The organism is Moraxella osloensis, assembly GCF_001553955.1.
In the GTDB taxonomy this organism is placed as follows: Bacteria; Pseudomonadota; Gammaproteobacteria; order Pseudomonadales; family Moraxellaceae; genus Faucicola; species Faucicola osloensis.
This window is the reverse complement of sequence record NZ_CP014234.1, coordinates 1,971,775-1,987,021: the sequence shown is the minus strand read 5'-3', so window position 1 is coordinate 1,987,021 and position 15,247 is coordinate 1,971,775. Positions and strand designations below refer to the sequence as shown.

Annotated in this window: 13 protein-coding genes; 6 read left to right on the top strand and 7 right to left on the bottom strand. The window is 45.8% G+C overall.

From position 1 onward, the window contains the following. Positions 1–90: 90 nt before the first annotated feature. The 5 genes from AXE82_RS08750 to AXE82_RS08730 all read right to left on the bottom strand — a co-directional run bounded on the left by AXE82_RS08750 (position 91) and on the right by AXE82_RS08730 (position 4,139). The gene (locus tag AXE82_RS08750) at positions 91–723 is read right to left on the bottom strand and encodes an HD domain-containing protein (protein WP_062333724.1); all 633 of its coding nucleotides are present in this window, start codon (positions 721–723) and stop codon (positions 91–93) included. A gap of 9 nt (positions 724–732) precedes the next feature. Beyond that, positions 733–1,287, bottom strand: coding sequence for a 5-(carboxyamino)imidazole ribonucleotide mutase (gene purE / locus AXE82_RS08745; RefSeq protein ID WP_082741449.1), 555 nt, complete (start codon positions 1,285–1,287; stop codon positions 733–735). Between the two features lie 120 nt (positions 1,288–1,407). Beyond that, positions 1,408–2,322, bottom strand: a complete 915-nt coding sequence (locus AXE82_RS08740; RefSeq protein WP_062333721.1) for a bestrophin family protein — start codon at positions 2,320–2,322, stop codon at positions 1,408–1,410. A gap of 97 nt (positions 2,323–2,419) precedes the next feature. Further along, complete coding sequence (locus AXE82_RS08735; RefSeq protein WP_062333719.1) at positions 2,420–3,355, bottom strand: metallophosphoesterase; 936 nt, start codon at positions 3,353–3,355, stop codon at positions 2,420–2,422. Positions 3,356–3,509: 154 nt separating this feature from the next. Beyond that, on the bottom strand, positions 3,510–4,139 hold the full coding sequence (locus tag AXE82_RS08730) for a rhomboid family intramembrane serine protease (protein WP_062333716.1): 630 nt from the start codon (positions 4,137–4,139) through the stop codon (positions 3,510–3,512). A gap of 517 nt (positions 4,140–4,656) precedes the next feature. Between AXE82_RS08730 and AXE82_RS08725 the strand changes: the two genes are divergently transcribed. Beyond that, positions 4,657–5,856 (top strand): OmpA family protein, encoded by a 1,200-nt coding sequence (locus AXE82_RS08725; protein WP_062333713.1) that lies wholly within the window; start codon positions 4,657–4,659, stop codon positions 5,854–5,856. A 76-nt stretch (positions 5,857–5,932) separates the two neighbouring features. Here the strand turns inward: AXE82_RS08725 and AXE82_RS08720 are convergent, their stop codons facing one another. Together AXE82_RS08720 and AXE82_RS08715 are read right to left on the bottom strand one after the other, a co-directional pair. Further along, complete coding sequence (locus tag AXE82_RS08720; RefSeq protein WP_062333710.1) at positions 5,933–7,180, bottom strand: FAD-dependent monooxygenase; 1,248 nt, start codon at positions 7,178–7,180, stop codon at positions 5,933–5,935. Continuing rightward, positions 7,177–8,448: an FAD-dependent monooxygenase gene (locus AXE82_RS08715; RefSeq protein ID WP_062333708.1), complete on the bottom strand. Its 1,272-nt coding sequence runs from the start codon at positions 8,446–8,448 to the stop codon at positions 7,177–7,179. Before AXE82_RS08715 ends, AXE82_RS08720 begins: the two co-directional genes overlap by 4 nt. A gap of 134 nt (positions 8,449–8,582) precedes the next feature. On the opposite strand from AXE82_RS08715, the gene AXE82_RS08710 reads away from it, so the two are divergent. From AXE82_RS08710 to AXE82_RS08690, 5 genes are all read left to right on the top strand, one after another. Further along, the gene (locus tag AXE82_RS08710) at positions 8,583–8,816 is read left to right on the top strand and encodes a hypothetical protein (RefSeq protein WP_062333706.1); all 234 of its coding nucleotides are present in this window, start codon (positions 8,583–8,585) and stop codon (positions 8,814–8,816) included. A 257-nt stretch (positions 8,817–9,073) separates the two neighbouring features. Beyond that, on the top strand, positions 9,074–10,267 hold the full coding sequence (carA, locus tag AXE82_RS08705) for a glutamine-hydrolyzing carbamoyl-phosphate synthase small subunit (protein ID WP_062333704.1): 1,194 nt from the start codon (positions 9,074–9,076) through the stop codon (positions 10,265–10,267). Continuing rightward, the gene (locus AXE82_RS08700; protein WP_062333703.1) at positions 10,268–11,131 is read left to right on the top strand and encodes a PhzF family phenazine biosynthesis protein; all 864 of its coding nucleotides are present in this window, start codon (positions 10,268–10,270) and stop codon (positions 11,129–11,131) included. A gap of 111 nt (positions 11,132–11,242) precedes the next feature. After that, on the top strand, positions 11,243–14,482 hold the full coding sequence (carB, locus tag AXE82_RS08695; RefSeq protein WP_062333700.1) for a carbamoyl-phosphate synthase large subunit: 3,240 nt from the start codon (positions 11,243–11,245) through the stop codon (positions 14,480–14,482). Positions 14,483–14,636: 154 nt separating this feature from the next. Next, entirely contained in the window at positions 14,637–15,188 is a 552-nt protein-coding gene (locus AXE82_RS08690; RefSeq protein WP_040403597.1) for a phosphatase PAP2 family protein, read from the top strand. Positions 15,189–15,247: the final 59 nt, after the last annotated feature.

The following is a 15,247-nucleotide window of genomic DNA, read 5'->3' as shown; positions in this document are numbered from 1 at the left end:
ATTTTACCGTAACTAGGCAGTTTTATAAATGTTTGGTGATAAAAAAAGGCTTAACCCAACTGATTAAGCCTTGCTTCAAAATGGTAAAAATTAAAATATCGTTAATGTCTTGATTTCGCTCTTAATATTCTGCCTTGCTTGCTGCTCATACTGTGTAGAAAATTGTTGGGTAAAATACAGCCGCTTTCTATCCAAAAACCTTTTTAAGGCTTTTTTACGAGAAAAATTGTACAAGACCTTGGCAACGTGTTGATATTCAAGGCGAATTTTTTGGCAATAGGCTTGATAAACCAAGCCAGTCTGCCCCAAAATACGCAAATCCATATCCAAAAAATACGCCATATCGCTGTCGTTCGTGTCGGCAAGTTCATGTTTTTCGGTGGCGATAATCAATTCAACAACCCGGTTTTGCAAGTCTATTGGCAAAAAACCGCCCAATTCGGCGATAAAATAAGCCGCGCTTTGGCGTTCGTTGCTCATCGCTGGTTTGCCTTGGGTTTGATAGATGACATCATGGTAAAAAATCGCCAATAGCACGCTTTCAGGTTGCTTTAGCTGATCTTTTATCCCGTCAAACTGTTCTAATAACGCCTGAATATGGTGAAGCGTGTGATAATGGCGGTGAGGCTGCTGGTAGTGAGTGACTATGTTTTGCCAGCAGTCAGCAATAGTTTGATAATCTATTTCATAGACTTGTAACAGCTTGGCAAATGCGGTTTTCATCGCTCATTATCACATCACCCCAGGTATCGGATTATCCAAAATTGTTTGGGTTTGTTTGGCGCGAAAATCAGTGATTTTTTGCGCAAGCGTGCTATCACCAATCGCCAAAATTTGCGCTGCCAGTAGCCCTGCATTTGCCGCACCCGCTGCCCCGATGGCAAGCGTACCCACCGCCACCCCTTTGGGCATTTGCACGATGGATAGCAAACTGTCCCAACCGCTTAGGATGGAGGACTTGACAGGCACACCAAGTACAGGCAAATCCGTCTGAGACGCACACATCCCGGGCAGATGCGCCGCGCCGCCTGCCCCTGCGATAATCACAGACAGGCCGCGAGCTTTGGCAGTTTTGGCATAGTCAAACAATCTATCAGGGGTGCGATGTGCCGATACCACTTCACACTCAAAGGGCACCCCAAAATCCGCTAACATTTGCGCGGCGTTTTGCATGGTTTCCCAGTCAGATTGACTACCCATGATGATACCGACTTTGACTTGACCTTGTGGCGATGGGATGGGAGGTGGTAGCTGGTGTGTTTGGGCGTTTGGCTGACTTGCTGACATGGAAAATTCCTTTTGCCAAAAAATTGACGGACTTAAAATAAAAAAACGTGCATGAAATGCACGGTTAAAACTTAATATAGCATGATTTTTTACCCTTGAAAATCAAAATCTATGCGGCAACTATATCACCACATTGGCGGGTACTCGCGGCTTTTGCTCAGGGGCAAATTGTTGATGACTAAGCATGGCCAGCTGCGTCTCAATCGTATCGCACATCATCCCTAGGGGCAATTCGTTTTCCCCCGTACCAAACGGCTCGCTGATTTCATCGACGATTTCATTGAGCGCCATAAAGGTGTAGCCGACAAAACTGACTACAAATGGCGTTACCCAGCCAATCGCATTGCCCAGTCCAAATGGCAGCATAAAGCAATACAGATACACAGTGCGATGCAGCAGCACAAAATAGGCATACGGAATCGGTGTGTTATTAATGCGTTCACAGCCCGCTTGGATATGGGCAATTTCACCCAAGGTGTTATCCAAGCTTTGCCATTGCCAAACATCGATTTTTTGCTCGGCTTGCCAGTTGGCGAGCATCTGCCCCATGATTTGGGTCAAGCGTAACGCAATAAAGTTTTGCCCAACCACGGCTTGCTGTTCTTCAACTGTTAATAGCCGCTGCAGGTTTGCTGTATTATCCTCACTCCGCAGCTGTTGGCGTAGACTGTGGACAAAAGCGATTTGATGGCGGATAAAGGCTTGTTTTTCCGCCATACTGACATTGGGCAGTGTCATCACTTGACGGGCGATGTTGCGACTTAGCCAAACCAGCGTGCCCCACAGCTTGCGCCCTTCCCAAAACCTATCATACGCTGCGTTATTACAAAACCCGTGGAAAATCGCAAGTGAGATACCGAGTATCGCAAACACCGAAGGATTGAGCGGTACAGGCTCGGTGGCGATATGGGTTTGATAAAAATAGATGACAAAAGAGAAAATAAACAACAAAACTTGTGGCACAATCAGCCGTTTAAAGTACGAGCCTTGCACCACAAACAGCATCTTTAGCGGCTCAATCGGACGTCGAATCATACCCAACTCATCTTAATTGTTTGCTCACTGGCTATCATTTTTAGCCGTAAGCTTTAAACAAATATTTTAATTTATGTTACACCCGTTTAGCCTTGGGTTAATGCTGATATTGAATAAAATTCGCTGAGGTCAAAGCCGGATGATCGGTGTCAAATTGGTAAGCCGTCAAAAACCCATCTTTGGCAGCAGAATAATCCACACAGACCACTTGATGACTAAGCAGCTCAGGCGTACCATTGAGCCAATAATGCCCGACAAAAATAGGTTTGTCATGGTCAAGCCCAAACAAAATCTCAGTGCTCAGCGTGTTTTTAGGGATATGAATTAAATCCTCTTGACTGGCGCGCGCGATCTGGTGAATCGGCTGAAACGACAAATTAGGCTGCCACCACTGTACCCGTACATTTTTACGTTGATGACCTTCTTTATCGACTAGATGAATGCCTTCAGGTAGCGTCGCTTCCACACCTTTTAGCACTCTTTCCAGTGCCTCAAAAGGTGGCGTACCTTCCTCACTGGTTTTTTGTAGCGCAACGGGCGTCAAGCGATTGCCGGTTGTTAACAGCGGTTTTAAAATCGCCATCGCATCACTGTCCCAACAAGCATGCACAAAACACGCATCATCCAACGCTAGCCACAGTGGCAATTCATAAAACCGCTTGAGCCAAAACTGGTGTAACTCACTGCCAAACCCTATTTCATCAAGGAACGCTTGATGCTGCGAGGTGTTTTTATCAGTATGTTGTCGTAAATATTGGCTTGCATCACGGGCATCGGGTGTGGCGTAAGCTAACGCATTATACTCGTGATTACCCATCACCGCGAGCGCTTGCCCTTGGTCAATCATCGCAAAGACGATAGATAAGGTTTGCAGCTGTTGACTGCCCCTATCAATCAAGTCGCCGATAAAAATCGCTTGGTGATTAGCGGGCGCTTGAAAACACTGACCATCATATTGATAGCCCAACTGCGTCAGTAGCCCAATGAGCTTATCTGCCTGACCATGTACATCCCCAATCACATCATAAATCATGTTTTTTACCTTTTACTGCTTTTTACGACTTTAGCGTTAACTAGCTAAGCGACTGTTAACTGGGCAACCTGTAACTAGGCAACTTGTAACTAGCCAACCTGTGACTGGGCAACCTGCCACGCAATTTTTAGCCCCTATTTTTAGCCATTCAATGTTAGCCACCAAAGCCTAAAAATCTAGGATGCATTAATTGGTTAAAAAAATGCGCCACAATACCGGGCTCAATGGCAATCGTGGTTAACATACCAAAAATACCACCCACCAAATGTGCCGAATGATTGATACTGCCGCGACCTTGCCCATCTGCCCACACACTATACGCCACATACGCCACCGCGAACACAATCGCAGGTACAGGAATCACAAACAGCAATAATGTCGACCAAGGATTCATCAAAATATAGCTAAAAATTACTGCTGAAACAGCCCCCGATGCCCCTAGGCTGCTATAGCGAGGATTGTTTTTTTGTTTTAGATAGGTTGGCATAATCGCCACCACCAAAGCGGCAAGATAAAACAGCACAAACCCTAGACTGCCGAGTTTGGACATGAAAAAACCCTGTACCGCTTGTCCAAACGAATACAAAGTAAACATATTAAAAAACAAGTGCATCCCATCGGCATGGATAAAACCATGGGTGACAAAGCGATCGACTTGTCCTCGCTGCACCGCAGGCGGATAAAAAATTAACCTTTGCATCAGTTGGGGTGATTGCCAAGCTAATAAACTGACAACTACCGTAATAATAATGATAAATAAAGTATGGTTAGAAAAAAGTGACATAACACCTCAAAATAGCAATAAATAATGATAAGTAGGATTATGATAAAGATAGCGGATTATCTCAATAAGCCAAATGTGAATTTATTGATATAGATGATACCTAAAGCTGCCTTGAAGTATAACGCTAACTTTGTAGCATGAAGCTAATGACAAACCCTTCAAATTTGAGTAACACACCTTTACCCAAGTTTACCCAAAATGGGGACGATTTGAATTTTTAACACAATATTTACGCAATAGTTACCTTAACATAACTGAAGGCGAGCCGATTTTGCTTTAATTTATTAGCTATATTTGAGTAATACTGCAAAAGACTTAACAAAATCTGTTGTTTTGCGGCAGTTTTTCTCAGTATTGTTAAGCATAAATTAAATAGCAATGCAATAACACACCCAACAACCATAAATAATAATTTTTGAAAACATATAATAGAATTATTGGCTAGTGTGCTGGATATAAAAATAATACATTGGTTTTATGGTGGTTGATAACCCTTCATTTTGTTGAGGCTTGAATTATGAATATCATTGAACATTTAACCCGTACAGTAACACCCGTTGTTTTAAATAATGCAAATGACGCCAACCGCTCATCTTTATTAGAAAAATTATACGCCATCTTGGTTGCCCGTCTTGCTGACGGTAACGTCTCTAACAGCTTTGCTAATGCTACCATCGCTGATGATGATCACGGCTTTTTTGACCGTGTACTACCAGATACCACCCACCGTACAGAGCTAGTGCAACAGCTCTCACGTCATTACAGTGTACCAGAGCAAGAGACTAGTTCATTGGTAAGCCGTGCCGCGCCGCTGGTACTGCGTGAATTACGCTCACTTGCAGGTACAACACCACTCAATACTTTCTTATCAAACAATATTGCGTCTGTGGCTTCTGTGATTCCTGCTTGGGCATATGCATTTATCCCAGCGGGCATTTTAACCATGTTGAATTTGTCGCCTGTGCATGCAGCCACCACCCCTACTGTCCAAACGACCACTCGTACAGAGGAGCATCTGGTTGCTACGCCTAAACGCGATGAAGGCGGCTTGATGAAAATGTTATTGCCAATCATTGGTTTGTTGATTTTAGGTGCACTCGCTTGGGCATTATTGAAATCATGTAACAAAACTGAGCCAGTCGCGACGCCAGTTGTGGCTTCTACTACTGCTTCAACAACGACAACCACTACCACAACTGAAGTCTCTGCGGCAAGTGCCACAAATAGCATGGCAATGCCTGTAGCATCAACCACTGACATGGCGGTAGCAAGCATGCCAATGGCGACCACTGAGACAATAGCAGCGACAATTATCTCTACCACTGAGCCTTCAGTGGTATTTGAAAATGGTCGCCTAAGCTTCTACTTCGCTACAGGTGAAGCACAAGTCGCTGGTAATGCCAAAGAAAAAGCCAATGATATCCTTGAAGCAGCTAAACAAGGCAAAAAAATCGGTATCAGTGGTTATACCGACAGCACAGGTAATGCTGCTGCCAATGAAAAGTTAGCAAAAGAGCGTGCCCAAGCGGTTAGATTATTCTTGATAGCTAATGGTGTGCCGCAATCACAACTTGAATTGATCAAACCACAAGACACGACAGGTGCTGAGGGTAAAGACCAAGAAGGTCGCCGTGTTGATGCATACATTGTGGATGACAATGCAATTCCTGCAACCGGTACCACAACTGTTACGACGGTTGCAAGCCCGGCGAAATAAATCACCTTTTACGGTTGATTCATCATTAAAAATCCTCGATAGCTTATCGAGGATTTTTTTTTGCTGTTAAAAATTTTTAGATGCCACTGGCTTTTTGGGTAAAAAATTTCATCAAGGGTTTAATTCTGCTAACCATGCTCACGCCTTCACTGCGTAGCTGCTGAATCGGACGCAACTGTGTACCAAAAATCCAGTTTATCCCAGAAAAACTGTGCATCATCATAGCGTTATTAGCGTAGCGTTGACGCTCATAATGCTGTAAGGTGGCAAAACTTGCCCATAGCTTGTTGCCTGACCGCTGATAATCTTTTTGCAAAATATCGCTCAAGGCGATGATATCGAGCATACCCAAGTTTAAGCCTTGTCCCGCCAAAGGATGCACCCCATGCGCGGCATCGCCAATCAACGCTAAGTTAGCTTTGACATAATTTTTGGCATGTTGGGCACCCAGTGGGAAACTGGCGATTGATTCAATCTCAGTGATATCCCCTAAGGCATAGCCACTGGCAAAGGCGAGTTCTTTGGCAAGCTCTTTTGGTGGCAGCGTGAGTAAATCAAGTGCCGCATTGGTCGGCAATGTCCATACCACCGATTGCCAATGTTGAGGATTTGCCTGATCGTCAGCCGTCACATCTGCCAGCGGTAAAAGTGCCAAAGGCCCTGTCGGCAAAAACACTTGTCTGGCTGTCGCCTTGTGTGGCTGCTCGGTTTTGATGGCGCAGCAGATTGCCGTTTGCTGATACGCCAAAGTATCTAACCCAATCCCTGCCGCTTGGCGTACCATAGAGCCGCGGCCGTCAGCCCCGATTAACAGCTTACCTTGATACGTGGTGCCATTATCTAAGCTAACTTGATACCCCAAATCTTCACCTTGCCAAGCAATATCAGTGACCTTATGCCCTGCAATATGGCGCAAATAGGATTGACCCTGATGGACAAGGCTCTCATTGTCAAAACCGTCATACAGCGCTTTTTCGATGATAAAGGGCTCAACCATACTGCCCAATAATTGCGGTGTTTGAGCATCACCAAAATTTAGCTCCCCCACGCCATTGGTTTGCCATACCTGCATTTGGGTATAGTCGGCTTTGCGTTTGCTTTGTTCGATACGCTGCCATGCACCGATCTCTTTGAGTAGGTTGATACTGGCGACGCTTAAGGCATAGACACGAGCATCACGCTGGGTGAGTTTGTCGCGCCAATCCGCTGCTAAAAGTTTTGGTCGAGCATCGATTAAGGTGACAGGATGGCGCGCTTGGGCAAGTTTTAACGCCAATGTCGCGCCAACAACACCACCGCCGATGATTAATGTAGTGTTTTTCATGATTTCAGCCCCATCGCAAAGGTAGCCACAGCTGGCTTCACAAATGGCACTTTATCAAAGGCAATGAGTCCGACATTACGCGCGATTTTGAGCAAGGGATTTTGGTGCATAAAGCCATATACCACCGTATCGCAGAAAATTTCTACCCGTTTTTGGTCGGCTTTACGGCGTTTGGCATAAGTTTGTAGCATGCGACTATCGCCGATATCTTCGCCGCGCATCACTTGCTGTGCCAGCATCTTGGCAAGCGTATCAGCATCGCGCATACATAAATTAAAGCCTTGTCCTGCCACAGGGTGCAAGGTGTGGGCGGCATTGCCCATGATGACGCAGCGACCTTTGACTTGACTATCTGCCAATATTTTCACCAGTGGATACGCGCCCCGTTTACCCGCTTTGACAAACTTGCCTGCTAAGCTGCCAAAGGCTTGTTGAATGGTATCAAGAAAGTATTGGTCGTCCTCCAAATAGCGCTGTTCTTCGCCTTTTGGGCACACCCATACCACAGAGCGGCGATAGCCTTGCTGGGCTTGTCGTCCATCCCCTTGACCGATATCAAACGCATCAACCAAAGGCAACACAGCAACTGCGCCCATTTTATTAAAGCGTTCAATCGCTTGATGATGGTGGGGTTTATCCGTCATGACCACGCCCACGACAGCTACTTGGTGATAATCGTGCGCAGTTGCGCCAATGCCCAGTAGTTGACGGCTTGGCGAGTTTTGACCATCACAAGCCACCAATACATCAGCCGTTAAGGTTTGGCAAGCTTGGTGAGCTTGGTCAAAGCGAATGGTGACATCGGTTGCCGTCTGTTGTATATCGGTCAAGGTGGCACCGTCTAGCAAGGTTATCAGCGGATTGTTTTGTACGGCGAGCAGTAATTTTTTGCCAAGCCATGCGTTTTCCATTACCTGCCCAAAACTTTCCACCCCTTCGGCTTCTTTGTTGAGCGTCGCTTTACCAAAACTACCTTCTTCACTGATACTAACTTCATCGATGCGGCAGGCATGGCTTTGTAAATCATCCCATAGCGCTTTGCCATTAAAGGTGATACCACGATAAATTTGTACCGTACGGCGTGATAGTGCGATGTTACGGCTGTCAAATTGCGCGCGGTCTAAGTCATCATCAGGGCTGATGGTCGGATAGTTGGCTTTTTCTAGTAACGTACTTGAGATGCCTTTGTCGGCAAGCAGTAGCGCAAAGGATAAACCCACATTGCCGCCGCCGATAATCACCACAGTTTGGGGGGTAAGAATATTCATGCGTGTTCTCTTTTTTAAAGGGCGGTTAAAGCGCACCTTATCAGAATTTTTTACCAGTTTAGCACAAATCCTTACGCGCTTTGTGGCGCCAATTGGGTAAAATCCATAAAGCAAATGTTAAAGGAATAAGCAAAATGCCAGTGCTGCAGTGGTGGTTGCTGTTTTTGCTTAGCAGTATGTTTTATGGTTGGGTGCTGCTGGGAAATGGTGCAAAATGGCTAGAAGGTTGGCAATCGTGGTGGCTAATTGGCTGGTTTTCGCTAGATTGGACAGCCGAGCAAATCCGCTTGTATGTACTGATCATTTGGATTATTGAAACGATTTGGTTTGTGGTCGGTTTGTTTCAACCAAGTTTACGTAGTTTTTAGACTGTATTTCGACAAAAATTTTGGCTACCTTTTTTTGTGATGTTCTGTTAAAATAGGCAAAATCAAACCTTAGCGAGTTGGCATGATAAAGTTAATGGCACAGACTGGTAATACATTAAAACCAGTTAGCTATTTTCTTTAAAATCAATGTCTTCTCGCTTTTTTGTGGGCGATACTTTTTACGGTATGTGCATTGACTAGGCATAATTTACCGTCGCACACATGGGTAGAACACAGGATACGAGCGGAGGCACTAGGTGAACACGAATTACGCAAAAGCAATTTTGGCATTGGCAGATGGTACGGTTTTTTATGGTCGCAGTATCGGTGCTAGCGGACACACCGTTGGTGAAGTCGTGTTTAATACCGCGATGACAGGTTACCAAGAAATCTTAACCGACCCAAGCTACGCCCAGCAAATCGTCACCTTAACTTACCCGCATATCGGTAACACTGGCACCAACGATGAAGACACAGAGTCAGGTCGCATTCATAAAGTGTGGGCAAATGGACTGATTATCCGTGATTTGACCATGGTAACCAGTAACTTTCGCTCAAGCCAATCACTAAGCGAGTATCTGATTAACCATAACACCGTCGCCATCGCTGATATCGACACCCGAAAACTTACTCGCCTACTACGTGAAAAAGGCGCACAAAACGGTTGTATCATGACCGCCGATAGCGACGGTCAGCTCGATGAAGCCAAAGCAATCGAACTTGCCAAAAGCTTTGCCGGTATCAAAGGCATGGATTTGGCGAAAGTCTGCTGTGACCAAGCAGGTTTTACGTGGACGCAAGGCTCATGGCAATTAGTAAGTCCAGAAGTGAGCCCAACTTGTGGTCGCTTTAAAGAATTGGGCACTGACATCGAGCAAAAATTTAACATCGTGGCGTATGACTTTGGTATCAAAACCAACATCTTGCGCATGCTCGTTGACCGCGGCTGTCATGTCACCGTTGTGCCAGCCCAAACGCCTATCAGCGAGGTACTCAAACACAACCCAGATGGTATTTTCTTATCCAATGGTCCTGGTGACCCTGAACCTTGTACTTACGCCATTGATGCGATTAAACACATCATTACGCAAACCGATATTCCGCTGTTTGGTATTTGTCTAGGTCATCAGCTATTGGCACTCGCTAGCGGCGCGCAAACCTTGAAGATGAAATTTGGTCATCATGGTGCCAACCACCCTGTGCAAGATATTGAAGCAGGTACGGTGATGATTACTTCACAAAACCACGGTTTTGCGGTGGATGAAGCCACCCTGCCAAGCAATGTGAAAGTGACGCATCGCTCATTGTTTGATGGCTCAAATCAAGGCATTGAGCTGACCGATAAGCCTGCGTTTAGTTTCCAAGGACATCCAGAGGCAAGCCCAGGACCCCATGACTGTGCGCCACTATTTGATAAATTCGCAGCTATGATGGCACAGGCGAAAGCGTAAATGCAACAATACCCTTTTCACCTGGTTAATGTCTTTGCCGAAACCCATTTTGGTGGTAATCCGCTTGCCGTATTTCCCCATGCCGATGGGCTAAATGATGAGCAAATGCAGTCGATTGCTCAGCAGTTTAACTTGAGTGAAACGGTGTTTATATTTGCGCCAACTGATTTACATGGTACAAAAGCCGTCGCCAATTTACGTATTTTTACCCCAAATTATGAAATGCCACTGGCAGGACATCCAACGCTTGGCTCGGGATTTATTTTAAAAAGTCTTAATGACTTGCCCAGTCAATTTGTGGTTAATACACAAGCCAAGGCAGTAGAAATTTTTACCAGTAATAGCCGTATACAAATCAAAATTCAGGGTTATCAGGCTAAGCAAATTAATGCTGATAAGGCTAGTTTGGCAGCGTTAAGCGGTATAAATACGGACGATTTTGTAGGTCATGCTTATTTTATCAATAGCGGCACACAACAAATCTTGGTTGAACTAACCAATCGCCAAGCGCTAGCCAATGTGCAAATTGACATGGCAAAACTTCGTGAGTTGAACATTGATAATCCCTTTAAAACCACCGAAGAGCCATCTATTTATTATTGGTTAGATGATGGTGAGGCTATCCATTCGCGGATGTTTTTTGAGCAAAATAATAGCTTGGTAGAAGATAGCGGCACAGGTTCGGCATGTGCCAATTTGGGGGCGTATTTTATTAACCAAAACCACTATCCGATAAGCAAAGCCATTCACCAAGGCGATGACATGGGCAGACCCAACCGCTTGACGCTCAATGTCGATAACGAGCAAAACATTTTTGTGGGTGGCAATGTCATCAAAGTGGGCAAAGGTGAATTTTATTTATAATAAAAAGTGCGTTAATCGCGCTTTTTTTAAAATTAGGGTTTTAAAACATCAGTTAGTACTCAGTTTTTTATTTTAAATTTTAAGTAATGCAGTTAAAAAGGGTGTAAAGCAATGCCAAAACGTACCGACATCAAATCCATTCTTATCATTGGCGCAGGTCCTATTGTCATCGGACAAGCCTGTGAATTTGACTATTCAGGCGCACAAGCCTGTAAAGCCTTACGTGAAGAAGGCTACCGCGTCATTCTGGTTAACTCAAATCCCGCCACCATCATGACTGACCCCGTCATGGCAGATGCCACCTATATCGAGCCTATCACCTGGCAAACAGTAGAGCGTATCATCGACAAAGAACGCCCCGATGCCATCTTGCCAACCATGGGCGGACAAACCGCGCTCAACTGTGCGTTAGACTTGGACAAGCATGGCGTACTCGCCAAATATGGCTGTGAGCTAATTGGCGCGACCAAAGACGCCATCGAAAAAGCCGAAGACCGCAATTTATTTGATAAAGCAATGAAAAAAATCGGCTTAGAGTGCCCACGCGCCGAAGTGGCCGAAACCATGGAACAAGCCTTCGCCATTCAAGCCAAAGTCGGCTTTCCCTGCATCATTCGCCCGTCGTTTACCATGGGGGGTTCGGGTGGTGGTATCGCTTACAACCGTGACGAATTTGTCGAGATTTGTGAGCGTGGTTTTGACTTATCGCCCACTCACCAACTATTGATTGACGAAAGCCTAATCGGTTGGAAAGAGTACGAGATGGAAGTTGTCCGTGACAAAAAAGACAACTGCATCATCGTCTGTTCGATTGAAAACTTTGACCCTATGGGTGTCCACACTGGCGACTCTATCACTGTGGCACCTGCTCAGACTTTGACGGATAAAGAATACCAAATCATGCGTAATGCATCATTGGCGGTGCTGCGTGAAATTGGCGTGGAAACCGGTGGTTCAAACGTACAATTTGGTATTGACCCAAAAACCGGTCGTATGGTGGTCATCGAGATGAACCCACGTGTCAGCCGTTCATCTGCCTTGGCATCTAAAGCCACGGGGTTCCCGATTGCCAAAATCGCAGCAAAACTTGCGGTCGGTTACACCCTCGATGAACTTAGCAATGACATTACAGGCGGCTTGACTCCAGCTAGCTTTGAGCCTGCCATTGACTATGTGGTGACCAAAGTACCGCGCTTTAACTTTGAAAAATTCCCCCAAGCTGACAGCACCTTATCTACCCAAATGAAATCGGTGGGTGAAGTGATGGCGATTGGTCGTAACTTCCAAGAGTCGATGCAAAAAGCGTTACGCGGTCTTGAGATTGGGGTGAATGGTTTTGATGAGTATCTTGATTTCAATCAAGACGACGATACCATTCGCAGTACCTTAAAAGTTAAGTTAAAAACCCCCACACCTGACCGTATTTTCTACATTGCTGATGCCTTCCGTTTTGGCATGAGCGTAGATGAAGTATTTGAGTTTACTCGCATTGACCCTTGGTTTTTAGTGCAAATTGAAGACATCGTCAAAACGGAAAAATTGGTGAAAGAAACTGGCTTTGGCGGTTTGACCCACGACAACTTGCGTCAATTCAAACGTAAAGGGTTATCAGATTTACGCTTGGCAACGCTTCTGGGTATTTCACAAAAACAACTGCGTAAAAAACGTTGGGATTTGGGCGTGTATCCTGTGTACAAACGCGTGGATACCTGTGCCGCGGAGTTTTCGACTTCGACCGCTTACATGTATTCAAGCTATGATGACGAATGTGAAGCCAATCCAACCAACAACAAAAAAATCATGGTCATCGGCGGTGGTCCCAACCGCATTGGTCAAGGTATTGAATTTGACTATTGCTGTGTGCATGCCGCCTTGGCAATGCGTGAAGATGGTTATGAGACCATCATGGTCAACTGTAACCCCGAAACGGTTTCAACTGACTATGACACCTCTGACCGTCTGTACTTTGAGCCTATTACCTTAGAAGATGTGCTTGAAATCGTGCGCATCGAAAAACCTGAAGGCGTGATTGTACAGTACGGTGGACAAACGCCATTAAAATTAGCGCGCGCACTGGAAGCTGCGGGTGTGCATATCATTGGTACCAGCCCAGATGCGATTGACCGTGCAGAAGACCGTGAACGTTTCCAACACATGATTCAACAATTGGGCTTTACTCAGCCGCCCAATGCCTTGGCGACCAGTACCGAAGACGGTATCGTCAAAGCGACGCAAGTGGGCTATCCCTTAGTTGTCCGTCCCTCTTACGTGTTGGGCGGTCGCGCCATGGAAATCGTCTACAACGAAAACGAACTGCGTCGTTATTTGCGTGAAGCTGTACAAGCGTCCAATGAAGCCCCTGTGTTACTTGACCGCTTCTTGGATGATGCGATTGAAGTGGACGTGGATTGTATCTCCGACGGCACCAATGTGGTGATTGGCGGTATCATGCAGCACATCGAACAAGCGGGCGTGCATTCAGGCGATTCAGCCTGTTCAATCCCCCCGTATTCACTTAGCCAAGAGATTTGCGATGTGATGCGCGAACAAACCGTGGCGATGGCAAAAGAGCTGGGTGTGGTGGGCTTGATGAACGTGCAATACGCGGTCAAAGATGGTGTGGTTTATATCCTTGAAGTCAATCCGCGTGCCTCACGTACGGTGCCTTTCGTATCAAAATGCATCGGCACTTCACTTGCACAAGTCGCTGCGCGTTGTATGGCTGGCAAAAGCTTGGTGGAACAAAACTTTACCACTGAGGTGATTCCAACCTTTTTTGCGGTCAAAGAAGCGGTTTTCCCTTTTGCCAAATTCCCAGGCGTTGACCCCATTTTAAGTCCTGAAATGAAATCAACGGGTGAAGTCATGGGCGTGGGTCAGACCTTTGGTGAGGCTTACTACAAAGCCATCATTGGCAGTAATGATAGATTGCCCGGTTTGCCAGTGGAGAATGAAGTTAAAAAAGTGTTCTTATCGGTGCGTGAAAGCGACAAAGCCAATTTGGTACCAGTGGCAAAACAATTTGCCGACTATGGCTTTAAACTTGTGGCAACCTCAGGTACACAAAAAATCTTGACCGAAGCAGGTATCGCCTGTGAGCGCATCAATAAAGTCAATGAAGGTCGCCCACATATCGTCGATGCCATCAAAAACGGTGAGATTGCGATTGTGGTCAATACCACTGAAGGCAAACAAGCGCATGAAGACTCATTCTCGATTCGCCGCTCAGCCTTACAGCATAAAGTATTTAATGTGACCACCTTAAATGCCGCGGCGGCAGTTACCCAAGCGTATAAAGTGCAACTGCCATTTGATGTGTATAAGCTCCAAGCGCTACATACACAGGGATAACCACCGCTAGTCTAAAATACTGATAGCCAGCGCTGTCAGTATTTTTTTATGGGCTAAGATAATCCTAAGGTTTAGGGCGTAGACTGGGTTTGCCCTAAGTATAGCCACGTTTATCAATGTTTTGACCACTAACTACAATCAGGGTGTGAATGCCATGAGACAACCTTCTAAGACCTTTAACATCATACTGCTCGCTGCTGTATTAGCGCCAACGACAACGGTATATGCCAAAAGCGATAGCGAAAAAGCGGGCGATATATTGCATATTGCTATCCCAGTAGCAGGCTTAGGCATGGCACTTGCCAAACATGACCAAGAAGGCGTCTATCAATTAGGCAAAACCATGGCGACCAATTTGGCAGCTACCTATGCGCTCAAATACGCCACCAATGACACCGCGTGGGGCGAACGTCCCAATGGCGAAGATTACTCATTTCCGTCAGGGCATGCTAGTGATTCTTGCGCGGGCGCGACTTTCATCGGTCAACGCTATGGCTGGCGCTATGGCTCGATGGCAATGATTCCTGCCGCCTATGTGGGCTGGTCACGTGTGGATGCCGACAAACACCATACCCGTGATGTGGTTGCTGGCTGTGCGCTGGGTGTCGTCAGTGGTTTGGTGATGACGCAACCGTTTGACAATGCGACTATTTTACCTTGGTATGAAAATAAAGCCGTGGGTGTTACCATCAGCTCAGCTTGGTAATGTCAGGCTCATGCAGTCAATTGAGTGAATGTTTTGCATCACAAGCCGTTATCAAGTAA